We start from the raw sequence: 23,547 nt of genomic DNA, 5'->3' as shown, positions 1-23,547 counted from the left end.
CCCCACACCTCCCGTTCCGGAGCGACACTGTGACGCCTGAACCCCCATCCCTCACCGGCACCGACGCCACCGCCGGCCCGCCGCCCGGCTGCCCGGCGCACGGCCTCGGTCCCGGAGGCCTGCACCGGCTCTACGGCCCCGACGCGGCGGACCTGGACGACCTCTACGAACGGCTGCGGGAGGAGCACGGCAGCGTCGCGCCCGTGCTGCTCCACGAGGACGTACCGGTGTGGGTGGTCCTCGGGCACTCCGAGAACCTGCACATGGTCCGCAGCCCCTCCCAGTACGCCCGCGACAGCCGGATCTGGACCGCGCTGCAGGAGGGCATGGTCAAGCCCGACCACCCGCTCATGCCGCACATCGCCTGGCAGCCCATCTGCGCGTTCGCCGAGGGCGACGAGCACCAGCGGCTGCGCGCGGCGGTCACCGGCGCCATGTCGACCATCGACCACCGCAGCATGCGCCGCCACATCGGCCGTTACACCCAGGAGCTGGTCAACGACTTCTGCGAACGCGGCCGGGCCGACCTGGTCTCCCAGTTCGCCGAGCACCTGCCGATGGCCGTCATGTGCGAGATCCTCGGCATGCCCGAGGAGTACAACGACCGGATGGTGCAGGCCGCCCGCGACGCGCTCAAGGGCACCGAGACCGCCATCCAGAGCCATGGCTACGTCATGGACGCGCTGAGCCGGCTCACCACCCGCCGCCGTGCCCGGCCCGACGACGACTTCACCAGTCACCTCATCACCCACCCCGCGGGGCTGACCGACGACGAGGTCCGCGAACACCTGCGCCTCGTCTTCTTCGCGGCCTACGAGGCCACCGCCAACCTGCTCGCCAACGCGCTGCGCATGGTCCTCACCGAGCCGGGCTTCCGCGCCCAGCTCAACGGCGGCCAGATGACCGTGCCGGAGGCGATCGAGCAGTCCCTGTGGGACGAGCCGCCGTTCAGCACCGTCCTCGGCTACTTCGCGAAGCAGGACACCGAACTGGGCGGCCAGCGCATCCGCAAGGGCGACGGGCTGCTCTTCGCGCCCGCCCCGGGCAACGTGGACCCGCGGGTGCGGCCCGACCTGTCCGCCAACATGCAGGGCAACCGGTCCCACCTCGCCTTCGGCGGCGGCCCCCACGAGTGCCCCGGCCAGGACATCGGCCGTGCCATCGCCGACGTCGGCGTGGACGCCCTGCTGACGCGGCTCTCGGACATCCAGCTGGACTGCCCCGAGGAGGACCTGCGCTGGCGGTCGTCCATCGCCTCCCGGCACCTGGTGGCCCTGCCGGTGCGCTTCGAACCGAAGCCCCAGCAGGACGCCGGCCTCCCGCCCAGCGCGTCGCACATCCCGACCCAGCGCGCCACCTGGCAGGTCGGCTCCGTCCGCCCGGAACCGGCCCCCATGCCGGAGCCCACTCCGGCGATCCCGCGCCCCGCCCCCGAGCCGGCGCCCGCGGCACCGGTGCAGCCCCGCCGCCAGAACGTGTGGCAACGCATGCTGCGCTGGTGGCGGGGGGAGTGAGCGAGCGGAGCGCGGTCAGGGCTCCTGGCCGGCCCACCGCTCGGGCGAGTGCCAGGCCTCCAGCGTCCGCCCGCTGACGAACGTGTGCTCCGCCCCCGTCACCGGATCGGTGAACTCCAGCCTCCGTGCGAGCAGTTGCAGCGGACGCCGGAAGTCGCCGTCCGGTACGGGGGCGGTCACCTCCGGGTAGAGCGGGTCGCCGAGGATGGGGATGCCCAGCGCGCTCAGGTGCACCCGCAGCTGGTGGGTCTGCCCCGTCTTCGGGACGAGCCGGTACCGGCCCAGCGTGGCCCGGTGCTCGGCCAGCTCCACCCGGGTCACGGCGTTCGGCTCGCCCTCGATCTCCCGCGCGGCCGGGATGCCGCGCTCCTTCAGGATCCGGCTGCGCACGGTCCGGGGCAGGGCGAGCGAGGCGTCGTACGGCGCGATCGCCTCGTACTCCTTGCGGACCAGCCGGTCCGCGAACAGCGTCTGATACGCGCCGCGCTCCTCGGGCCGCACCGTGAACAGCACGAGACCGGCGGTGAGCCGGTCCAGCCGATGTGCGGCGGACAGCGAGGGGATGCCCAGCTCGGTCCGCAGCCGGGCCAGCACGGTCTGGGTGACATGCGTGCCGCGCGGGGTCGTCGCGAGGAAGTGCGGCTTGTCGGCCACGACGATGTGCGCGTCCCGGTGGACCACCTCCACCGGGAAGGGCACCGGCACTTCGGCGGGCAGCTCCCGGTGGAACCACACGAACATCCCCGGCTGGTACGGCGCGTCCGGTGCCACCGCCCGCCCGTCGGCGCCCACGATCAGCCCCGCGTCGAACATCTCCTCGATCACCCCGGGCCCGGCCCCCGTCAGCCGCTCCACGAGATGCTCCCGCACGGTCGCCCACACCCCGCCGAACGGCAGCCGCACCCGCACCGGATCGACACCGTCACGCTGGGGGAGCGGGGCGGGCGGGGGCGGGGTACGGCGTCTCATCGGTCAAGGGTACGAGGCTGCTCGGACGGCGGACGAGAGCGGCGGCACCCCGTCAGGGTGCCGCCGCTCTCGACGTGTTCAGGCCGCGGCCGCGCCGCCGCTCTCCTGCTCGGCCTCGATGCGGGCGTTCCAGTCCCGCTTGGAGGCCTGCCAGCCGTCCTCGTTGTGGCCGAGGCGCCAGTAGCCGGAGATCGACAGGTCCTCGCGCGGGATCTGCAGCTCGACCCGGAGCAGCCGGCGCAGCTCCTTCACGAAGCTCGCCTCGCCGTGCACGAACGCGTGCATCCGGCCCTCGGGGAACTCCAGCGCGTGCACGGCCTCCACCAGGGCCTCGCCCACCGGCCGGTCCCCGCGGTGCACCCAGACGACCGCCACCTCGGAGTCGATCTTCTGCTCCTCCGCGGGGCCGGGCACCTCCACGAAGGCGTGCGTCCGGGCGCCGGAGGGCAGCGTCTCCAGGGCGCGGGCGATCGCGGGCAGCGCGCTCTCGTCACCGGCGAGCAGATGCCAGTCGGCGCTGGGGTCGGGCGCGTAGGCACCCCCGGGGCCCATGAAGCGCACGCTCTCACCCGGCTGCACCCGGGTGGCCCACGGCCCGGCCAGACCCTCGTCGCCGTGGATCACGAAGTCCAGGGTCAGCTCGCGGTGCTCGGGGTCCCAGGCGCGCACGGTGTACGTCCGCGTCACCGGCCACTGCTCACGGGGGAACTCCGCGCGGATCCGCTCCAGGTCGAAGGGTTCCGGGTAGGTCACGCCAGGAGGGCCGAACAGCAGCTTCACATAGTGGTCGGTGCAGGTGTCCGCGGCGAAATCGACGAGGCCCTCGCCGCCGAGCACCACACGCTGCATGTGCGGGGTCAGCCGCTCGGTGCGCACCACCTGAGCGGTGTGGGGCCCCCGCGCCTTTCGTCCCGGACGCTCTGCCATCACGGCCTCCTGCTGCATTGGTTAGGTTTACCTAAGTTAGCATCTCTCTCTGGTGAACACGGCTTCCACGAGGCCTCGGTGAACGCGTTTTGCCGGAATATTCCAGTCGGGATCACTCTCCCAGCGTCGTCAGCAGCCGCTGCAGGGAGCCGCCGAGCCCCCAGCGCGCCGCCAGCGCCTCCAGTCCGGCCGGGTCCCGCGGGGTGCGCGGCAGCGTGGTGTCGACGTCCGGCAACGGGACGTCGTCGGCCACCCGCACCACCTTCGGCGCGACCGCGACATACGGCCGGGCCTCGGTCAGCCGCTTGCGCTGCGACGGAGTGAGCTTCGCCTGCGGGTCGTCGACCGCCGCCATGATCCCGGCCAGGTCGCCGAACTCGGCGAGCAGCTTGGCGGCCGTCTTCTCACCGATCCCCGAGACGCCCGGCAGGCCGTCGCTCGGGTCGCCGCGCAGCAGCGCCAGATCCGCGTACCCCCGCCCGTCGACCCCGTACTTCTCGCGCAGCACGGCCTCGTCGGTCAGCTGCAGCGTGCCGACGCCCTTCAGCGGGTACAGCACGCGGATGCCGCGCGCGTCGTCGACGAGCTGGTACAGGTCGCGGTCGCCGGTGACGATGTCCACCGGTCCGTCGGCGCGCGCGGTGAACGTGCCGATCACGTCGTCGGCCTCGTAGTCCGCGACCCCGACCCGGGCGATGCCGACCGCGTCCAGCACGGCCTCGATGACCGGCACCTGCGGGGTGAGCGTGTCCGGCACCTCCTCCGTGTCCGGCGCGCCCTCGTGCTCCTCGGCAACCCGGTGCGCCTTGTAGGTGGGGATCAGGTCCACCCGCCACTGCGGCCGCCAGTCGGCGTCCATGCAGGCCACCAGCTTCGCCGGCCGATGGTCCTGGACCAGCCGGTCGATGAAGTCCAGCAGTCCCCGCACGGCGTTCACCGGCGTGCCGTCCGGCGCCCGCACGGAGTCCGGCACGCCGAAGTAGGCGCGGAAGTACAGCGAGGCGGTGTCGAGAAGCATGAGTCGTCCGGTCACGGTCGCATCATGCCGTACGGCACTGACGGTCTCCTGCCGCCACGGATCCACCCCTGTGAGCTGGGCCACTTAAAAGTTTGACCAAAGCGGTCCTGGGGAGGCGCGGCCTTTGTTGTGTCCACCGAGACGAGAGGTAAGCGTGTCATCCAGGCTTGAGGCGGAACACCTGTTCAAGGTGTTCGGCAGACGACCGGACCAGGCAGTGGAACGGCTGCGCCAGGGCGCCGACCGGGAGGAGCTGCGCGCCGACGGCAGCACGGCCGCCGTCATCGACGCCTCCTTCGAGGTCGAGGCCGGCGAGATCTTCGTCGTCATGGGCCTGTCCGGCTCCGGCAAGTCCACCCTGCTGCGCATGCTCAACGGCCTGCTGGAGCCGACCGCCGGCCAGGTCCGCTTCGACGGCCAGGCCCTGACCGCGCTCGGCGACCGCGCCCTGCGCGAGCTGCGCTCGAAGAAGATCAGCATGGTCTTCCAGCACTTCGCGCTCTTCCCGCACCGCAGCGTCCGCGACAACGCCGCCTACGGCCTGAGCGTGCAGGGCGTGCCCCGCGCCGAGCGCGAGCGCCGCGCCGACGAGGCGCTCGCCCTGTGCGGCCTGGCCGGCTGGGAGGACTCCTGGCCCGACGAGCTGTCCGGCGGCATGCAGCAGCGGGTGGGCCTCGCCCGCGCCCTCGCCACCGACGCCGACCTGCTCCTCATGGACGAGTCCTTCAGCGCCCTGGACCCGCTGATCCGCCGCGACATGCAGGACCAGCTCCTGGAGCTGCAGAAGACCCTGAAGAAGACCATCGTCTTCATCACCCACGACCTCAACGAGGCCATGCGCCTGGGCGACCGCATCGCCGTCATGCGCGACGGCCGCATCGTGCAGACCGGCACCGCCGAGGACATCCTGCTGCGCCCCGCGAACGACTACGTCGCCTCCTTCATCCAGGACGTCGACCGCTCCCGCGTGCTGACCGCCGCCGCCGTCATGGACACCGACGTCCGCGGCGACGAGGCCGACTGCGGCTGCGAGACGGCCGCCCCGGGCACGCCGTTCGCCGAGCTGTGCGCGATCAGCGCCCGCCTGACCCACCCGGTCGCCGTCCTCGACGCGGACCGCGCGCTCGTCGGCGTCGTGTCCCGGCAGCGCCTCGTCGGCCTCCTCGGCGACGAACCGGCCGAGCCCACGGGATGCGACAACAACGGGAAGAAGGTGATCGCCCGTGCCTAGGCTGCACCTCGGCGACTGGGTCGACTCGGGCGTCGACTGGCTGGTCGCCCACCTCTCCTGGCTGTTCGACGCGATCCGCGCGGTCGTGGAGGGCATGTACGACGGCATCGACGCGGTCCTCACCGCGCCTGCACCCCTGCTTCTGGCGGGCATGCTCGCGGTCGTCGCCTGGTGGCTGCGCGGACTGGTCGCGGGCGTCCTCGCCTTCGCCGGGTTCGCCCTCGTCGACTCGCTCGACCTGTGGGACCGGGCCATGTCCACCCTGGCGCTGGTCCTGGTCGCCACCGTCATCGCCCTGGTGATCTCGCTCCCGCTGGGCATCTGGGCCGCCCGCTCCCGCACGGTCAGCGCGGCCGTACGGCCCGTCCTGGACCTGCTCCAGACCATGCCGTCGATGGTCCTGCTGATCCCCGCGATCCTCTTCTTCGGCCTCGGCACCGCCGCCGGTGTCATCGCCACCCTGATCTTCGCGCTCGCCCCCGGTGTCCGCATGACCGAGCTGGGCATCCGCCAGGTCGACCCCGAACTGGTCGAGGCCGCCGAGGCGTTCGGCACACCGCCGCGCGACACCCTGCTGCGCGTCCAGCTGCCGCTCGCCCTGCCGACCATCATGGCCGGCGTCAACCAGGTGATCATGCTGGGCCTGTCCATGGTCGTCATCGCCGGCATGGTCGGCACGGGCGGCCTGGGCGGCGCGGTCAACGAGGCCATCGGGCAGCTCGACATCGGCTTCGGCTTCGAGGCGGGCGTCGGCATCGTCGTCCTCGCCATCTACCTGGACCGCGTGACCAGCGCCCTCGGCACCCAGCTCTCCCCGCAGGGCCGCAGGTCCGCCGCGAAGGACCGGACGACCATGTGGTCGTACAGCCCGCGCCCGCAGGTCGCCGTCGTCGGCGTGGTCGTCCTCGCGCTCGTCGCCGCGGGCATGGGGATCTTCGGCTCCTCCTCCGGCACCTCCGAGGCCTCCGCCACCAACGTCGGCAAGGGCAAGGAGATCAGGATCGGCTACATCCCGTGGGACGAGGGCATCGCCTCCACCTACCTCTGGAAGGAGCTGCTGGAGGAGCGCGGCTTCAAGGTGACGACCACCCAGTACGCCGCCGGCCCCCTCTACACCGGCCTCGCCACCGGCCAGGTCGACTTCCAGACCGACTCCTGGCTGCCCACCACGCACGCCGAGTACTGGAAGAAGTACGGCGACAAGCTGGACGACCTCGGCAAGTGGTACGGACCCACCTCCCTGGAGCTGACCGTCCCGTCCTATGTCAAGGACGTGAACTCCCTGGCGGACCTGAAGGACCACGCCTCCGAGTTCGGCGGGAAGATCGTCGGCATCGAGCCCAGCGCGGGCATGATGGGCCTGCTCAAGACCAAGGTCCTCAAGGAGTACGGCCTTCAGGGCACGTACGACGTCGTCGACGGCTCCACGCCCGCGATGCTCGCCGAGCTGAAGCGCGCCTACGCCAAGAAGCAGCCGGTCGTCGTCACCCTGTGGTCCCCGCACTGGGCGTACAGCGACTACGACCTGAAGAAGCTGAAGGATCCGAAGGGCGCCTGGGGCGCGGGCGACGGCGTGCACACCCTGGCCCGCAAGGGCTTCGCCGCCGACAACCCCGAGGTCGGCACCTGGCTGAAGAACTTCTCGATGACCGAGGAGCAGCTGACCGGCCTGGAGGCGCAGATCCAGAAGTCCGGCAAGGGCGGGGAACAGGACGCCGTGCGCAGCTGGCTGGGGCAGCACCCGGACCTGGTCGACCGGTGGGCGCCGGTGGCCCGCAAGGGTGCCGGGAGCGGGGCAGCCGGGTGACCTGACCTCCCGGACCGCCACCCGAGGGGTGGGCGGCGCCGTACGCCTGCGGGCGGGCGCCGCCCACCCCTCGTGGCGTATCCGGGCGACCGGCTTCCGCGAGATTCCCCTACGGGAAGGATCCGGCCAACCACGGAGCGCTATGGGCCCCGCCGCGGCGGGAACACGGAGGCCCGCTTCGGCCTTGAAGCAGGAGAGACCCGTCCCGCACGGCGAGCGGCCGCACTGGCGTGAACCATGGGGGTGCGGGCCCACCGGCGTGTCAGGGATGTGACACCCGCATGAAACGGTTTGCCGAACATGCGTAGGGTGCAGACAACTCATCAGGGGTGTGTCCGGCGGTGGACACCCTGTCGGCGGCACGACGAGTGAAGGAGGGAGCCGGAGCGATGGGCGACCACAAAGAGCAACAGCCCGTGCGGGTGGGCGCGGCCGTCCGGCGGCGTCGTCGTGCGCTGGAACTCACCCTCGCCGTCGTGGCCGAGCGCAGTGGCCTCTCGGTGCCCTTCCTCAGCCAGGTCGAGAACGACCGGGCCCGCCCGAGCCGCACCTCCCTGGAGAAGCTGGCCGACGCCCTGCGCACCACGGCCGTGGAACTCCTCGCCGCCGCCGACCCGGCCTGCAGCGTGGACGTCGTCCGCGCCGAGCCGGTCGACGAGGGCGACTTCGACGCGCGCACCCGCTCCCTGGTGCGCGGCCACCACCAGCTGCACGCCTCCGAGTTCACCGGCGACCACGATGCCGGCCGCGAGTTCCAGCACCGCAACGACGAGCTGATGTACGTCGCCGACGGCGCCGTCGAGATCGAGGCCGAGGGCCGCGCGTATCGCCTCGGCCGCGGCGACACCCTTTACCTCACCGGCGGAGTCCGGCATCGCTGGCGGGCGACCGTCCCCGACACGCGGGTCATCGTGGTCGCGGTCGCCGAACACATCGAGGCCGTGCAGGACCGGCCCCGTTAGTGCGCGTCGTCTCCCTGGTCCCGTCGCTCACCGAGGCCGTCGCCGAGACGCTGCCCGGAGTCCTCGTCGGGGCCACCGACTGGTGCAGCCGTCCCGCGGACCTCGACGTCAGCCGGATCGGCGGCACGAAGAACCCGGACACGGAGCGGATCCTCGGCCTCGCCCCCGACCTGGTGATCGCCAACGAGGAGGAGAACCGCGCCCCCGACCTGGACGCCCTGCGCGCGGCCGGCCTCAAGGTGCTCGTCACCGAGGTGCGGACCGTGCCGCAGGCCTTCCGGGAGCTGGAGCGGGTGCTGACCGCGTGCGGCGCACCGGCCAGGCCGCCCTGGCTGGACGAGGCGGAGGCCGCCTGGACCGGCCTTCCCGATCCCGGGAGCCGTACGACGGCGGTGGTGCCGGTCTGGCGCCGCCCCTGGATGGTCCTGGGCCGGGACACCTTCGCGGGTGACGTGCTGGCCCGTCTCGGCGTGCACCACCTGTACGCCACGCACCCCGACCGCTATCCCCGCGTGCCCCTGGACGAACTGCGGGCGGCGGCCCCGGATGTCGTGGTGCTGCCGGACGAGCCCTACCGCTTCACCGCCGACGACGGCCCCGAGGCCTTCCCGGGCCTGCCCTGCGCCCTGGTCAGCGGACGGCACCTGACCTGGTACGGACCGTCGCTGGCAGAGGCGCCACGGGTGCTGGCCGAGGCCCTGCGAGCAGCTCACCGCTGAGCAGCCCCCGCACCGTCCCGGACGCGGCCGCGAGCCAGGCGGCGACCAACAGCAAGTACAAGCCGACCGCGAGGGCCTCGTACACGGCGAGCCCGGTGTGCCGGGCCAGGGCGGCGGCGCCGGTGACACAGGTGCCCACGGGGAAGGTGAACGCCCACCAGGTCATGGCGAAGCCCATGCCCTGCCGCCGGGCCCGCACCACGTGCGCGGCCGCGAACGCCAGCCACAGCAGCGCGAACCCCATGACCGGCACACCGTAGAGCAGCACGAACACGGCGAAACCGCGGTCGTACGGGGCCGGTACGACCCGGGGAGCCGCGTCCGCGATCAGGCCTACGGCGGTGGTGGACTGCCCGAGCGGACCGAGGACCAGGAACAGGGTCGGGGTGAGGGCGAGCGGCAGCGGGCCCGAGGTGATCAGCCGGGCGAAGACCAGGGGCAGCATCAGCAGCGTCGCGAGCAGGCTCAGCCCGAACATCGCGAGGCACGCCAGCAGCAGCGTCTCCCGGGGCTGCCCGGGCGGCAGATGCGGCACCAGCAGCGGGCCGAGCGCGGCGGAGACCATCGGCGCGACGAGCGGCAGCAGCCAGACCGGGGTGGCCTGGGCGGCCTGGACGCGGTGGCGCACGGCGAGCAGGTACGGCACGGTCACGGCGGCCGCGAGCCCGACCGCCGTACCGGCACTGAACAGGACCGTGTCGAGCGCGACGGCCGCACCGGTGCCGATCCAGTCCCGGCCGACCGTCAGGGCACCGCCGCCCACCGCCAGCAGGGCCATGGACAGGCAGCCGTAGAAGGGGGCCATGGCCGGGTCGAGGAGGTGGGCGCGGGCCTGGTCGCGGTGGTGGGCCCAGTGCCGGGCGCGGGCGGTCAGCAGGGTCAGCAGCATGAGGAGGGCCAGCGCCCAGACGGCCGTGCACACCTCGCGCAGCCCAGGAAGGCGCAGGGGTAGTGCGGCACCGGCCGTGCCGACGACGGAGGTCCCCATGACGGAGGCGTACCAGTTGGGACCGAGGTGCCGGACGCGGGCGGCGGGCAGGGAATGGGCTGCGATGACCATGACCTCACCGTTCCGCCCCCGGGCGCCGCTGACCAGGGAGTTCCTGTCTATGAGGGCATAAACTGGCCTTATGAGCGAGGAGTATGCGACGGACGACGGCCGGCCCGCCGGCTCACTGGCGCACCGGGTGCCGGACCTCGGCGCGCTGGAACTGCTGCTGGCCGTGGCCCGTCTGGGCAGTCTCGGGGCTGCGGCGCGGGAGGTCGGCATCACCCAGCCGGCCGCCAGCAGCCGCATCCGCTCCATGGAGCGGCAACTGGGCGTCGCCCTGGTCGACCGCTCCCCGCGCGGCTCCCGGCTCACGGACGCGGGCGCCCTGGTGACGGACTGGGCCCGCCGGGTGGTGGAGGCGGCGGCCGCCTTCGACGCGGGTGCGCGGGCGCTGCGGGACCGGCGGGACTCGCGGCTGCGGGTCGCGGCGAGCATGACCATCGCCGAGTACCTGCTCCCGGGCTGGCTCCTCGCCCTGCACGCCGAGCGCCCCGACACCGCGGTCTCGCTGCTCGCGGGCAACTCGGCGAAGGTCGCGGAACTCCTGCTGGCCGACGAGGCGGACCTGGGCTTCGTGGAGGGCCTCACGGTCCCGGCGGGCCTGGACTCCACGGTGATCGCCCATGACCGCCTGATCGTCGTCACGGCCCCCGGCCACCCCTGGGCCCGGCGCCGGCGCCCCCTCACCCCCGAGGAGCTGGCCGCCACGCCCCTGATCCTGCGCGAACGCGGCTCCGGCACCCGCCAGGTCCTGGACAGTGCACTCGGCGGCCTGGCCCGCCCCCTGATGGAACTCTCCTCCACCACGGCCGTGAAGGCCTCGGCGGTCAGCGGCGCGGGCCCCTCGGTGCTCAGCGAACTGGCCGTGGGGGAGGAGCTGGCGATGCGACGGCTGGTGATCATCCCGGTCGAGGAGGTGTCGTTGCGCCGGGATCTGCGCGCGGTGTGGCCGACGGGGCACCGGCCCACGGGTCCGGCGCGGGAGCTGCTGTCGCTGACGAGGGGGTGACCTCAGGACGAGGCCAGCACCAGAGCCCGCATCACCCGCAGATCCTCGCCCATCTCCGGATGCCACTGCACCCCGAGCACCCATCCCTCGCCCGACGGCAGTTCGATCGCCTCCACGGTCCCGTCCGCCGCGTGGGCCGAGGGCACCAGTCCCGTACCGAGCCGCTCCACCGCCTGATGGTGATACGTCGGCACGGTCGTCTCCTCGGGCGCGATCTGCGCGTACAGCGTGCCCGGCACCGGCTTCACGGCATGCCCCCCGAACACCCCGACCACCTCCGCGTGCCCGTCCAGGTGCTGCACCAGCGTCCCGCCGAGCGCCACGTTCAGCAGCTGCATCCCCCGGCAGATCCCCAGCACCGGCACCCGCGCCGCCAGCGCCGCCTCGATCAGCGCGAGTTCCCACGCGTCCCGCTCCGGCGCGGGCAGCCCGGTACGCGGCGACCGCTCGGCCCCGTACCGCGACGGATCGACGTCCGGCCCGCCCGCGATCACCAGCCCGTCCAGCCGCTCCATCGCCTCGGCGGCCCGCTCGGGCGCGTCCGGCGGGAGCATGGCGGCGAGCCCCCCGGCCCGCTGCACCAGCCGCGGATATCCGGCCGGCAGCAGCGCGGCGTCCAGCTCCCACACACCCCAGCGCGCACCGGCCTCCAGGTACGTGCTCACACCGATCAGCGGTCGTACGGTCATGCCGCCCTCCCAGGAATCCAAAGGTACACGTGCATACCTTTGCAGAGCGGGCTCACGCCAGGAAGCCCCGCAGCAGCGCCGCCGTACCCGCGCAGTGCTCCCGCATCATCTCCCGCGCCCCGTCCGCGTCCCCGTCCAGCACCGCCTCCACCAGCGCGATGTGCTGCCGCTGCGAGTGCTCCAGGTTGCGCACCAGCAGCGGGATGCAGTCCAGCAGGTCGTTGACCCTCGCCCGCACCGCCGCGTACTGCGCCGTCAGCGACGGCGAACCGCACAGCTCGGCCAGCGTCAGGTGCAGCAGCGTGTCCAGCCGCCGGTAGTCCGCGAGCGGCGCCTCATGGGTCCGGTCCAGCGCCTCCCGCAACCGGTCGGCCTGCTCGTCGCTCAGCCCGTGCGCCGCGCACAGCCCCGCCGCTCCCACCTCGAGCACCTCGCGGAAGCGCAGCACGTCCTCGATGTCGACCTCGGCGATCCGCCGCCGCAGCTCGTCCTCGCCGCCCGCGTCCGTGCGCGGCCGCACGAACGTTCCGCCGTACCGCCCGCGCCGCGCCTCCACCAGGCCCTGGTCCTGCAGCACCTTCAGCACCTCGCGCAGGGTCACCCGGCTGATCCCGAGCCGCTCCGCCAGCTCCCGCTCGGCGGGCAGCCGCTCGCCGCCCGCCACCAGGCCGAGCCGTACGACCTGGAGGATCTGCTCCAGCGCCTCCTCGAAGCCGTTGCCCGCCCGCACCGGCCGCAGCACCGGAGCGAGCCGGTCGTCGACTCCCTGTGCATGCACGCCCTGTGCGTCCGTCTCCTGCGACATCCGGCCGTACCCCCTTCCCAAGCAATGGTTCTCCGCAATACCTTATGGCTCCCGGCCCCGCCGTAAAACGCGAAGCAGCCTAAGGAGGCTCTCCCGTGGCAGACCGCACACCCCCGCTGAGTGTCGAGGAGCTGCATGCCCTCGTCGCCGGTGGTGAGATCGACACTGTCGTCCTGGCCTTCCCCGACATGCAAGGGCGGCTGCAGGGCAAGCGGTTCGCCGCCCGATTCTTCCTCGACGAGGTCCTGCAGCACGGCACCGAAGGCTGCAACTACCTCCTCGCCGTCGACACCGAGATGAACACCGTCGACGGCTATGCGATGTCCTCCTGGGACCGAGGCTACGGCGACTTCGCCATGCACCCCGACCTCGCCACCCTGCGCCGCATTCCCTGGCACCCCGGCACCGCCCTGCTCGTCGCCGACCTCGCCTGGAACGACGGCGCCCCGGTCGTCGCCGCCCCGCGCCAGATCCTGCGCCGCCAGCTCGACCGGCTCGCCGAACTCGGCTACACCGCCCAGGTCGGCACCGAGCTGGAGTTCATCGTCTTCAAGGACAGCTACGAACAGGCCTGGGACGCGAACTACCGCGACCTGACCCCGGCCAACCAGTACAACATCGACTACTCCATCCTCGGCACCGGCCGCATCGAGCCCCTGCTGCGCCGCCTGCGCAACGACATGGCCGCCGCCGGCCTCACCGTCGAGTCCGCCAAGGGCGAGTGCAACCCCGGCCAGCACGAGATCGCCTTCCGCTACGACGAGGCCCTGCGCACCTGCGACCAGCACGCCCTGTACAAGACCGGCGCCAAGGAGATCGCCGCCCAGGAAGGCGTCTCGATCACCTTCATGGCCAAGTACAACGAGCGCGAGGGCAACTCCTGCCACATCCACCTCTCGCTCGCGGACGCCGACGGCGACAACGCGATGGCGCGGGACGGCGACGGCGGGATGTCCGACGTCATGCGGCACTTCCTCGCCGGACAGCTCGCCGCCCTGCGCGACTTCTCCCTGCTCTACGCCCCCAACATCAACTCCTACAAGCGGTTCCAGCCCGGCTCCTTCGCGCCCACCGCCGTCGCCTGGGGCCACGACAACCGCACCTGCGCCCTGCGCGTGGTCGGCCACGGCCGCTCCCTGCGCTTCGAGAACCGCCTGCCGGGCGGCGACGTCAACCCCTACCTCGCCGTCGCCGCACTGGTGGCCGCCGGCCTGTACGGCATCGAGCAGAAGCTGGAACTCCCCGAGCCCTGCCCCGGCAACGCCTACACCGCCGACTTCGAGCACGTCCCGACCACCCTGCGCGAGGCCGCCGAACTCTGGGAGAACAGCTCGATCGCCAAGGCCGCCTTCGGCGACGAGGTCGTCGCGCACTACCGCAACATGGCACGCGTCGAGCTGGAGGCCTTCGACGCCGCGGTCACCGACTGGGAGCTGCGCCGCTCCTTCGAACGCCTGTGAGGCATGACTTGTCGCAACTGTATGAACTCGATGTCCTCAACCCCGCGACGGAAGAGGTGATCGCGACCGTACCCGGCGCCGTCGAGCAGGACGTCGACGCGGCCGCGTACCGAGCCGAACGGGCCCAGCAGACTTGGGCGGCACTCGCACCCGGCGACCGGGCCCGGCTGCTGCGCCGCTTCGCCGCCGTCGTCGACGACCACATCGAGGAACTCGCCCGGCTGGAGGTGCGCGAGGCCGGCCACACCATCGGCAACGCACGCTGGGAGGCCGGCAACGTCCGCGATCTGCTGGACTACGCGGCAGGGGGAGTGGAGCGGCTCACCGGACGGCAGATCCCGGTCGCCGGCGGGCTGGACGTCACGCTGCTCGAACCGCTCGGCGTGGTCGGGGTCATCGCCCCCTGGAACTTCCCGATGCCGATCGCCGCCTGGGGTACGGCCCCGGCGCTCGCGGCGGGCAACGCCGTCCTGCTGAAGCCCGCCGAGACCACTCCGCTCACGGCCCTGCGCCTCGCCGAACTCGCCCTGGAGGCGGGCCTGCCCGAGCACCTGTTCCAGGTTCTCCCGGGTCGTGGTGACATCGCGGGGGACTCCCTCGTCCGGAGCCCACGCGTCTCCAAGATCGTTTTCACCGGCTCCACCCGGGTCGGCAAGCGCATCATGGGGCTCTGCGCGGACCAGGCGAAGCGCCTGACCCTCGAACTCGGCGGCAAGAGCCCCAACGTCGTCTTCGCCGACGCCGACCTCAAGGCTGCCCTCGACCCCTTCTCCTTCCTGGACAACTCCGGCCAGGACTGCTGCGCCCGCACCCGGATCCTCGTCCAGGAGTCGGTGTACGACGAGGCCCGCGACTTCCTCGCCGACGCGCTGGCCGGCGTCGTGGTGGGCGACCCGGCCGACGAGAAGACCCAGATGGGCCCGCTGATCTCCCGTCAGCAACTCGACCGCGTACGGTCGTACGTCCCCGAGGGCGCCCCCGCGCTGCGCGGCAGCGCCCCCGACGGACCCGGCTTCTGGTTCCCGCCGACCGTTCTCACGGGGGAGCGGCACGACAGCGCGGCGGCGCGCGAGGAGATCTTCGGCCCCGTCGCCGTCCTCCTCCCCTTCACCGACGAACAGGACGCGATCCGCCTCGCCAACGACACCCCCTACGGCCTCTCCGGCTCCATCTGGACCCGGGACGTCGGCCGCGCCCTGCGCGTCTCCCAGGCCGTCCGCGCGGGCAACCTGTCCGTCAACTCCCACTCCAGCGTCCGCTACTGGACCCCGTTCGGCGGCTTCAAGCAGTCCGGCCTCGGCCGCGAGCTGGGCCCGGACGCCCTGACCGCCTTCACCGAAACCAAGAACGTCTTCATCAGCACGGAGGGCCCCGCACTGTGACCGACAACATCGTTTGCCGCCGCCTGGTCGGCCGTACCGCCGTCGTCACCGGAGCCGGCAGCGGCATCGGCCTCGCCGCCGCCCGCCGCCTCGCCTCCGAGGGCGCGCACGTGGTCTGCGGCGACGTCGACGACGCCCGCGGCAAGGCCGCCGCCGACGAGGTCGGCGGGATCTTCGTCAAGGTCGACGTCACCGACCCCGAGCAGGTCGAGGCGCTGTTCAAGACCGCCTACGACACCTACGGCAGCGTCGACGTCGCCTTCAACAACGCCGGTATCTCCCCGCCCGACGACGACTCCATCCTGGAGACCGGCCTGGAGGCCTGGAAGCGGGTCCAGGAGGTCAACCTCACCTCCGTCTACCTGTGCTGCAAGGCCGCCATCCCCTACATGCGCCGCCAGGGCAAGGGCTCCATCATCAACACGGCCTCCTTCGTGGCGAGGATGGGCGCGGCCACGTCCCAGATCTCGTACACGGCCTCCAAGGGCGGCGTGCTCGCCATGTCCCGCGAACTGGGCGTGCAGTTCGCCCGCGAGGGCATCCGGGTCAACGCCCTCTGCCCGGGCCCGGTGAACACCCCGCTCCTGCAGGAGCTGTTCGCCAAGGACCCGGAGCGGGCCGCCCGCCGCCTCGTCCACATCCCCGTCGGCCGGTTCGCCGAGGCCGAGGAGATCGCCGCCGCCGTCGCCTTCCTGGCCAGCGACGACTCCTCCTTCGTCAACGCCACCGACTTCCTGGTGGACGGCGGAATCGCGGGCGCGTACGTCACACCCCTGTAGGGACAAAGGTGTACGGTCCGCGCGTATGCGACAGCACCTCGCGTGGACCCTGGCAGCGGCCGCCGTCCTGGCGGCCGCGCCCACCGCATCGCCGGCAGCCGCTCACCACTGCCCTCGGCTGACCGGTACTTGGTACGGCGCCAACCGCGCCCGCCTCCAGCAGGTCATCGACGCCCACGGCAGCTGCTCCGGTCACCGGGGCGCGGTGGCCACGTTCGACTGGGACAACACGGTCACCAAGAACGACGTCACCGACGCCACCCTCTCCTGGGCCCTGCGCCACGACCGGCTCCTGCGCCCCGCCCGCTGGAAGGACACCAGCGCCTGGCTGACCGACGCCGCCGACCGCACCCTCACGGCCGCCTGCGGCACCGGCGCGGGCGCACCTCTGCGCACCTCTTCCGAGCCCCGCTGCACGGACGAGATCGTGCAGATCCGCGAGACCGGCACCACGACGAGCGGCGCCTCCGCCTTCGCCGGTGACTGGAACCACCGGCGCACGGTCCCGCAGTACGCCTGGGTCCCCCAGCTCTTCGCCGGCCGCACCCCCGCCGAACTCGCCTCCTACGCCAGGTCCGCCCGCCACGAGGCCCTGACCGCCCCCGTCGGTGCGACCCGCACCCTCGGCACCCACACGGTCCCCGCCTACGTCCGCTACTACGACCAGCAGCGCGACCTGATCCGCACCCTGCGGCGAGCCGGTTTCGAGGTGTACGTCGTCTCCGCGGGCGCGGAACCCGTCACCGAGGTCTGGTCCCGGGCGGTCGGCGTCGACGCGGCCCACACCATCGCCATCCGCCCGGTCCTGGACCACCGGAGCCGGATCACCGTGTGGAACGAGGGCTGCGGCGGCGTCCCGGCGACCCGGGGCGCGGTGATCCCGTACATCGACGGCAAGCGCTGCTGGATCAACCAGGAGGTCTACGGCGTCCGGGGCGCCGCGGCCTGGGAACAACAACCCTGGAAACTCAGGCCCGCGCTCGCGGCCGGTGACGCCGACACCGACGTCACCTTCGTCGGGGACGCCACCGGCGCCCACCTCGTGATCAACCGCAACAAGCCGGAGCTGATGTGCCGGGCGTACGACGACGCCGACGCCCACTGGCTGGTGAACCCCATGTTCATCGCCCCGCTGCCGCGCCGGCCGGAGCCGTACCCGTGCGCGACCACCGCCCGCACCCGCCCCGACGGCACGCTCGGACCGCTCCGGCGCGCCGACGGCTCGGTGGTGCCGGACCGCGCCGACACGGTCTACTGAGCGGCACTCAGAGGAAGGTCTGCCCCTCACCCCGATAGGTGGGCACGGTCGCCGTCACCGCGTCCCCCTCGATCAGCTGCAGCACCTCGAACCGCTCGCACAGCTCGCCCGCCTTGGCGTGCCGGAACCACACCTTGTCGCCGATCAGCAGATCGTCGGCGGGCGAGCCCAGCAGCGGCGTCTGCACCTCGCCGGGGCCCTCCTGCGGGTCGTACCTGAGCCCCTCCGGCAGATAGGGCACCGGCAGCCGGTCGGGACCGGCCGCGCCGGAGGCCGGATAGCCGCCGCCGAGCACGGTGACGACACCCACGCCCGGCCGCCGCACGACGGGCTGGGCGAACAGGGCGGCCGGACGGCCGCTGAAGGACGTGTAGTTGTCGAAGAGCCGCGGCACGTACAGACCGGAGCCCGCCGCGATCTCCGTGACCGCGTCCTCGGCGGCGGTGTGCTGCACACTGCCCGTACCACCGCCGTTGACGAACTCCAGGCCGGGCGCCACGGCCCGCACCGCCCGCACCACGGCGGCGCGCCGCTCGACCAGTTCACGCCTCGCGGCGGCCTGCATCAGCCGGATCGCCCGTGACCGCAGCGGCCGTCCCGTCACGGAGTCCCCGACCCCGGCGATGTGCCCCTCGTACGCCATGATCCCCACCAGCCTGAAGCCCGGCCGTCGGGCCACGGCCCGGGCCAGCTCGGCGAGTTGGGCGGGCGAGTGCAGCGGCGAACGCAGCGCACCCACCCGGACCCGGCCACCCAGCAGCTTCAGAGAGGTGTCCAACTCCAGGCAGACCCGCACCACTTCACGCCCGCCGTCGCGAGCCGCGTCGATGAGGTCGAGGTGGGCGACGTCGTCGATCATCACGGTGACGGCGCCCGCGAGCTTGGGATCGGCGGCCAGCTCCGCGAAACCGGACCGGTCCGCGGACGGATAGGCCAGCAGGATGTCGTCGAACCCGGAACGCGCGAGCCACAGCGACTCGGCGAGGGTGAACGACATGATGCCCTGGAATCCGTCCCTGGCCAGGACACGCTCCAGCAGAGCCCGGCAGCGAACCGACTTGCTCGCGACCCGGACCGGCTTTCCGGCGGCACGGCGGACCAGATCGTCCGCGTTGGCGTCGAAGGCGTCCAGGTCCACGATCGCCAGCGGGGCGTCGAGATGCGCGGTGGCCCGGTCGTAACGGGCCCGATCAGCGGCAGGCGCAGTCATGACGGAAGCCTGCCAGACAGGATTACCGCAGGGTAGGGGGACGTTCCGGGCAGATGCCCCCGGGCTCGTGGACTGGTTCTCTTTCTCTCCCGGACAACCCGTAGAGTGACGCGCACGTACGGCGGAACGTGCCCGGCCACTTCACCTGAACCGGGATGCCGGTCCAGCCGTACGGGTATGCGTGCCCGGACGGAGTCTCCGCACCGGGCGCGGCCGAGGAGCACGACGGCCCGCGTACGAGGAAACGGCCCGGGCACAAGGAAACGGGGGGTGCATGAGCACGGAAGCGCGCCGCGCCCCCGTACCGCCACGCCCGACGAATCCCCCTCCCGGCCCCACCCCCGAACCCCCGTCACCGGCCACGCCGGCAGGGGCACCGTCGGCACCGACGGGCGCTCGCGAACCGGCCGGGTACCGGACGTTTTCCGCAGGACCGGCGCCGATCCCGGCCGCACCGGGCTCCGCACCGGGCTCCGAGAACCTCGACGAAGAGCCCTCCGTCTTCGCACCCCGCGCCGCGCGGAACGCGACCACACGGGCGCCGGGTGATGAACAGCCCGACCGCCTGGGGCAGGCTTCCGGCGCGGGTCCCACCGGCTTCACCGCCTTCCAGCCCTCCGCCGTACCCGAGGCCCCCGACCTGGTGAGCCCGCCGCCCCCCGCCTCGGCCCGCTTCCCCGACACCCCGCCGAGCGCGGGCCGCCTCCCCGGCACGGCACCGAGCACGGGCCGCAAGGCACGCGCCGAACGGGCCGCCACGACCATGCCGCCCCGCCCGGAAGCACCCACGGAGTCCCTGACGGAGACGACGACCCGACTCCGCCCGCTCCGCCCGCCGACCGAGCCACAGCGCCCTGGCCCCGCGGCGACGCCGGCTGCGGGGCGTTCGGGGGAGCCTGTTTCGGGTGGTGCGGGTTCTGCGTCCGTGCCGTTCGCTGGTCGTTCGGGGGAGCCTGCTCCGGGCCGTTCGGGTTCTGCGGCGACGCCGTCCGCGGGGCGTTCGGGGGAGTCTGCTTCAGGCCGTCCGGGTTCTGCGGCGACGCCGTCCGCGGGTCGTCTGGGGGAGTCCGTTCCGGGCCGTCCGGGTTCTGCGTCCGTGCCGTTCGCCGGGCGTCCGGGGGAGTCCGTTCCCGGCCGTGCCGATTCCGTGGCGACGCCGTACACGGGCACACCGTCCCGCCGCCCCGCAGCGCCAGCGGAATCCCTCTCGGAGACGACGGCACCGCTGCGGCCGATCCGGTCGGCGGCCGAGCCGCAGCGCCCTGGCTCCGCGGCGACGCCGGCCGCCGGGCGTTCGGGGGAGTCCGCTTCGGGTGGTGCGGGTTCTGCGGCCACGTCGGCCGCGGGGCGTCCGGGGGAGTCTGCTCCGGGCCGTCCGGGTTCTGCATCCGTGCCGTTCGCTGGTCGTCCGGCGGAGCCTGCGGGCCGTGCGGGTTCTGCGGCCACGTCGGCCGCTGGTCGTGCGGCGGAGTCTGCTCCGGGCCGTGCAGGTTCTGCCGCCACGCCGGCCGCCGGCCGATCCGGGGAGTCCGTTCCCGGCCGTCCGGCCTCCGCGGCCACGTCGGCCGTCGGCCGTCCGGCCTCCGCGCAGGCCCCTGCCGGTGCCCGCCCGGGCTCACCGCTGCCACCCCCCAGGCCCCCGGCGCGCGACCTCCGCAGTGCCTGGAGCCCGAACGACCCCGCGCACCCTGTGAGCCCTCCGTCGGCCTCGCCGGACCCGGCGCTCTCCTGGAGTGCCGGGGCCGCCGCTCGGCCCGTCGTGTCGTTCGGGGAGCCCGAGGGGTACGACGAGCGGATGCGGGCGCGGCCGCTGGGCGTGCGGGTAGGTCCCCGGACCGCAGCTGCCGCAGCCTGCCTGGTGCTCGGACTCGGCCTCATCGGCGGTGCCGTGACGGGGAGTTGGCTCACCGGGGACGGTGGGGACAGCCCGGCCGGAAACGGGTTCACCGCGGCCGCGACGCTGTGGCACAACGTGCCCGTCGACCGGCTCTTCCCGCCCACCCTCCAGGGCACCGGTGCCGGACCCGGCGGTGCCGATCGGACCTGGACACGGATCGCCGTCGCCCCGGACACCAAGTGCGCCGACGCCTTCGACCCGCTGCTGCACAAGGCGCTCGCCCCCGTCGGCTGCCAGCGGCTCCTGCGCGCCACCTACACCGACGCCACCCAGACCTACGTCACCACCGTCGGCCTGCTCTTCACCAAGGGCGACTCCGCCGCCATGTCCTCGCTCGCCGCCCGCTTCCGCGACGAGCACCTGGACCGCCGCAGCGACCTGATGCCCCGGCCGTACGCAGCCAAGGGCACCGCCGCGGCCGGCTTCGGCGACAAGCAGCGCGCCAGCTGGACCCTCTCCGTCCTCACCGACGCCCCCGTCGTCGCCTATTCCGTCTCCGGCTGGGCCGACGGGCGTACCGTCGACTCGCCCCAGCCCGCCGCGGACGCCCTCCGCTCCGGCGCCACCTCGGCACCCGCCCAGGCCGGTCTCGGCAACGAGGCCCAGGGCCTGGCCGACCGCGTCGAACGGCGACTGCGCCAGACCGTCAGCTCGGCCACGGAGAAACCCTCATGAGGCGACCGATGCGCGGCCACCGCCGCATGCGAGTGACCGGGTCGGCGGTGAGCCTCCTGCTCGCCGGCTCCCTCGTCCTGCTGCCGTCCGCCGCGGCCCACGCCGACAGCATCCGCGCCCAGCAGTGGGGCCTGTCCGCCCTCCACCTCGACGAGGCCTGGCGCACCACCAAGGGCCAGGGCGTCACCGTCGCCGTCCTGGACACCGGAGTCGATGCCGACCACCCGGACCTGGCGGGCAACGTGCTGTCCACCAAGGACATGATCGGCTTCGGCGCCGAGGCCGGCGACCGCACCTGGGCCCGGCACGGCACCGCCATGGCCGGCATCATCGCCGGGCACGGCCACGGACCCGGCAACACCGAGGGCGTCATGGGCGTCGCACCCGAGGCGAAGATCCTGCCCGTGCGGGTGATCCTCGAGGACGGCGACCCCGCCCGCGCCAAGGCCCGCACCACCCGCGGCAACGCCCTCGCCGACGGCATCCGCTGGGCCGCCGACCACGGCGCCGACGTCATCAACCTCTCCCTCGGCGACGACTCCAACTCCGCCCACCCGGAGCCGAGCGAGGACGAGGCCGTGCAGTACGCCCTGAAGAAGGGCGTGGTCGTCGTGGCCTCCGCGGGCAACGGCGGCGACAAGGGCGACCACGTCTCCTACCCGGCCGCCTACCCGGGCGTCATCGCCGCCACCGCCGTGGACAAGTTCGGCACGCGTGCCTCCTTCTCCACCCGCCGCTGGTACGCCGCGGTCAGCGCACCCGGCGTGAACGTCGTGATCGCCGACCCCGACCACAAGTACTACGAAGGCTGGGGCACCTCGGCCGCCTCCGCCTTCGTCTCGGGCGCCGCGGCCCTGATCAAGGCGGCCCACCCCACCCTGACCCCGGCCCAGGTCAAGAAGCTCCTCGAGGACACGGCCCGCGACGCCCCGGCGGGCGGCCGTGACGACTCCCGGGGCTTCGGCATGATCGACCCCGCGGCAGCCCTCAGGGCAGCGGCCAAGCTCAAGCCACAGCACCTGGGCCCGGCGTCGTACGACAAGAAGTACTTCGGCCCCGGCCCGGACACTCCCAGGTCCAGCACGTCCACCTCCGACTGGGCGGGCCCCCTGGCAGGCAGCATCGGCGGAGTCCTGCTGGTGGCGGCCGTGGTCCTGTGGAGAAACCGCAGGACAACCACCTAGGACGTGGCGAACGAAGACACCGCCGCCTTCGCGGCGGCCTCCACCAACGTGATCCCCTTCGCCTGACTCACCGTCCCCTTGGACAACACGGCCACCAGGTACTCGGAGCCGTCCACCGTCACCCGCCCGATGCTGTTGACGTCCCACAGCCCGGTCGTACTACGCGCCAGCCACCCGTTCTTCAACGCCCACGAAGACCCCACGGCCGCAGCCGAAACCCCCCACTGCTGATCGGCCTCCACACCCTTCATCAGCCCCTGCACATACGTCCGCGAGGCCGCGCTCAGCAACGACTCCTCCCCGAACACCTGCTGAAGCAACACCAGTTGATCGGCCGCCGTGGTCTGAGTCAGCCCCCACAGCTCACCGTCACCACCCGAGGTCGCCGAGAGTCCGAACCGCTCGTTCGCCGCGTCCAGCCCGTCCGCCCGCCCGATCGTGTGCCACAGGGCCGTCGCAGACGCGTTGTCACTGTTCTCGATCATCTTCGTGGCGTAGGCCTTCTCGGCAGCCGTCAGATGCCGCCCGGCCTCCTGCGCCTGCAGCAGCAGCGTCGCCAGGATGTCCACCTTGACGATGCTCGCCGTGTCGAAGGCGGCCTCGCCGTACCCGGCGCTCTCCCCGGAGTCCAGTTCCAGCACCGCCGTCGACACCTCGGCGCCGGACGGCACGCTCACCGTGGCCATGGCCTTGGACAGCAGCGCCTTCCGGTCGACGGCCGACGGCGAAGTCGCGGGTTCCACCGATGCCTCCTCGCCCGCCGTGGCCGAGGAGGAGGCCGACGGCGACCCCGCCGACGATACGGCCCCGGCACCGGAGTGCGCCCGCGCCTTCACATAGACCGTGCCGCCCGCCGTGACCCCGCTGACGGCGACCACGGCGAGCGCGGTGAAGAGCAGCGGGTGGCGGGAGCGGCGGGCACGGCGGCGTCGACTGGCTCTGGGGGACTCCATGCCCGCGATGCTCGGGGCGAGGACTGTGCGCTCCGTTAGACGGACGTT

At 72.9% G+C, this 23,547-nt stretch carries 20 protein-coding genes; 12 read left to right on the top strand and 8 right to left on the bottom strand.

The features are described from left to right. Nucleotides 1-29 precede the first annotated feature (29 nt). Nucleotides 30-1,514 (top strand): cytochrome P450, encoded by a 1,485-nt coding sequence (locus tag ACFY3C_RS10770; RefSeq protein WP_390770511.1) that lies wholly within the window; start codon nt 30-32, stop codon nt 1,512-1,514. A 15-nt stretch (nt 1,515-1,529) separates the two neighbouring features. On the opposite strand, the gene ACFY3C_RS10765 is transcribed toward ACFY3C_RS10770, so the two are convergent. From ACFY3C_RS10765 to ACFY3C_RS10755, 3 genes are all read right to left on the bottom strand, one after another. Next, entirely contained in the window at nt 1,530-2,483 is a 954-nt protein-coding gene (locus ACFY3C_RS10765; RefSeq protein WP_386574724.1) for an RluA family pseudouridine synthase, read from the bottom strand. 78 nt (nt 2,484-2,561) lie between these two features. After that, a complete protein-coding gene (locus ACFY3C_RS10760; RefSeq protein ID WP_386574725.1) occupies nt 2,562-3,410 on the bottom strand; it encodes a siderophore-interacting protein in 849 nt (282 codons plus the stop codon). A gap of 112 nt (nt 3,411-3,522) precedes the next feature. Continuing rightward, entirely contained in the window at nt 3,523-4,443 is a 921-nt protein-coding gene (locus ACFY3C_RS10755) for a 5'-3' exonuclease H3TH domain-containing protein (RefSeq protein ID WP_390770510.1), read from the bottom strand. Between the two features lie 139 nt (nt 4,444-4,582). Between ACFY3C_RS10755 and ACFY3C_RS10750 the strand changes: the two genes are divergently transcribed. The 4 genes from ACFY3C_RS10750 to ACFY3C_RS10735 all read left to right on the top strand — a co-directional run bounded on the left by ACFY3C_RS10750 (nt 4,583) and on the right by ACFY3C_RS10735 (nt 9,147). Further along, a complete protein-coding gene (locus ACFY3C_RS10750; RefSeq protein ID WP_390770509.1) occupies nt 4,583-5,659 on the top strand; it encodes a glycine betaine/L-proline ABC transporter ATP-binding protein in 1,077 nt (358 codons plus the stop codon). Next, complete coding sequence (locus ACFY3C_RS10745; RefSeq protein ID WP_390770508.1) at nt 5,652-7,466, top strand: ABC transporter permease/substrate binding protein; 1,815 nt, start codon at nt 5,652-5,654, stop codon at nt 7,464-7,466. The genes ACFY3C_RS10750 and ACFY3C_RS10745 overlap by 8 nt, the downstream gene beginning before the upstream one ends. A 389-nt stretch (nt 7,467-7,855) precedes the next feature. Beyond that, nucleotides 7,856-8,428: a helix-turn-helix domain-containing protein gene (locus ACFY3C_RS10740; RefSeq protein WP_386574729.1), complete on the top strand. Its 573-nt coding sequence runs from the start codon at nt 7,856-7,858 to the stop codon at nt 8,426-8,428. Next, on the top strand, nt 8,428-9,147 hold the full coding sequence (locus tag ACFY3C_RS10735) for a helical backbone metal receptor (protein ID WP_390770507.1): 720 nt from the start codon (nt 8,428-8,430) through the stop codon (nt 9,145-9,147). The genes ACFY3C_RS10740 and ACFY3C_RS10735 overlap by 1 nt, the downstream gene beginning before the upstream one ends. Here ACFY3C_RS10735 and ACFY3C_RS10730 read toward each other — a convergent pair. Continuing rightward, complete coding sequence (locus ACFY3C_RS10730) at nt 9,059-10,207, bottom strand: TDT family transporter (protein ID WP_390770506.1); 1,149 nt, start codon at nt 10,205-10,207, stop codon at nt 9,059-9,061. The genes ACFY3C_RS10735 and ACFY3C_RS10730 overlap by 89 nt on opposite strands. 70 nt (nt 10,208-10,277) lie before the next feature. Here ACFY3C_RS10730 and ACFY3C_RS10725 point away from each other — a divergent pair, with 70 nt between their 5' ends. Beyond that, complete coding sequence (locus tag ACFY3C_RS10725; RefSeq protein ID WP_386574733.1) at nt 10,278-11,207, top strand: LysR family transcriptional regulator; 930 nt, start codon at nt 10,278-10,280, stop codon at nt 11,205-11,207. A gap of 2 nt (nt 11,208-11,209) precedes the next feature. On the opposite strand, the gene ACFY3C_RS10720 is transcribed toward ACFY3C_RS10725, so the two are convergent. Beyond that, nucleotides 11,210-11,896, bottom strand: coding sequence for a gamma-glutamyl-gamma-aminobutyrate hydrolase family protein (locus ACFY3C_RS10720; protein WP_390770505.1), 687 nt, complete (start codon nt 11,894-11,896; stop codon nt 11,210-11,212). 52 nt (nt 11,897-11,948) lie between these two features. After that, on the bottom strand, nt 11,949-12,701 hold the full coding sequence (locus ACFY3C_RS10715; protein WP_386574735.1) for a FadR/GntR family transcriptional regulator: 753 nt from the start codon (nt 12,699-12,701) through the stop codon (nt 11,949-11,951). Between the two features lie 95 nt (nt 12,702-12,796). Here ACFY3C_RS10715 and ACFY3C_RS10710 point away from each other — a divergent pair, with 95 nt between their 5' ends. The 4 genes from ACFY3C_RS10710 to ACFY3C_RS10695 are packed head-to-tail and all read left to right on the top strand — an operon-like array spanning nt 12,797 to nt 17,580. Next, complete coding sequence (locus tag ACFY3C_RS10710; protein WP_390770504.1) at nt 12,797-14,161, top strand: glutamine synthetase family protein; 1,365 nt, start codon at nt 12,797-12,799, stop codon at nt 14,159-14,161. Nucleotides 14,162-14,169: 8 nt separating this feature from the next. Beyond that, the gene (locus ACFY3C_RS10705; protein WP_390770503.1) at nt 14,170-15,543 is read left to right on the top strand and encodes an aldehyde dehydrogenase family protein; all 1,374 of its coding nucleotides are present in this window, start codon (nt 14,170-14,172) and stop codon (nt 15,541-15,543) included. After that, entirely contained in the window at nt 15,540-16,322 is a 783-nt protein-coding gene (locus ACFY3C_RS10700; RefSeq protein ID WP_386574738.1) for a 3-oxoacyl-ACP reductase, read from the top strand. The genes ACFY3C_RS10705 and ACFY3C_RS10700 overlap by 4 nt, the downstream gene beginning before the upstream one ends. A 25-nt stretch (nt 16,323-16,347) precedes the next feature. Then, nucleotides 16,348-17,580 (top strand): haloacid dehalogenase-like hydrolase, encoded by a 1,233-nt coding sequence (locus ACFY3C_RS10695; RefSeq protein WP_390770502.1) that lies wholly within the window; start codon nt 16,348-16,350, stop codon nt 17,578-17,580. 7 nt (nt 17,581-17,587) lie between these two features. Here ACFY3C_RS10695 and ACFY3C_RS10690 read toward each other — a convergent pair whose 3' ends face one another. Continuing rightward, complete coding sequence (locus tag ACFY3C_RS10690; RefSeq protein ID WP_390770501.1) at nt 17,588-18,790, bottom strand: amino acid deaminase/aldolase; 1,203 nt, start codon at nt 18,788-18,790, stop codon at nt 17,588-17,590. Nucleotides 18,791-20,480: 1,690 nt separating this feature from the next. Between ACFY3C_RS10690 and ACFY3C_RS10685 the strand changes: the two genes are divergently transcribed. After that, nucleotides 20,481-21,362 carry a hypothetical protein gene (locus ACFY3C_RS10685; RefSeq protein ID WP_390770500.1) on the top strand — a complete coding sequence of 294 codons (882 nt, stop codon included), beginning with the start codon at nt 20,481-20,483 and terminating at the stop codon, nt 21,360-21,362. Then, nucleotides 21,359-22,546 (top strand): type VII secretion-associated serine protease mycosin, encoded by a 1,188-nt coding sequence (gene mycP / locus ACFY3C_RS10680; RefSeq protein WP_390770499.1) that lies wholly within the window; start codon nt 21,359-21,361, stop codon nt 22,544-22,546. The genes ACFY3C_RS10685 and mycP overlap by 4 nt, the downstream gene beginning before the upstream one ends. On the opposite strand, the gene ACFY3C_RS10675 is transcribed toward mycP, so the two are convergent. After that, nucleotides 22,543-23,499: a serine hydrolase gene (locus tag ACFY3C_RS10675; protein WP_390770498.1), complete on the bottom strand. Its 957-nt coding sequence runs from the start codon at nt 23,497-23,499 to the stop codon at nt 22,543-22,545. The two genes, mycP and ACFY3C_RS10675, sit on opposite strands and share 4 nt — an antisense overlap. Between the last annotated feature and the right edge of the window lie 48 nt (nt 23,500-23,547).

Origin of the sequence: Streptomyces sp. NPDC001410, assembly GCF_042895235.1 — a bacterium.
Classification (GTDB): Bacteria; Actinomycetota; Actinomycetes; order Streptomycetales; family Streptomycetaceae; genus Streptomyces.
The sequence above is the reverse complement of the archived record's forward strand: the minus strand, read 5'-3'. Positions and strand labels throughout refer to the sequence as shown.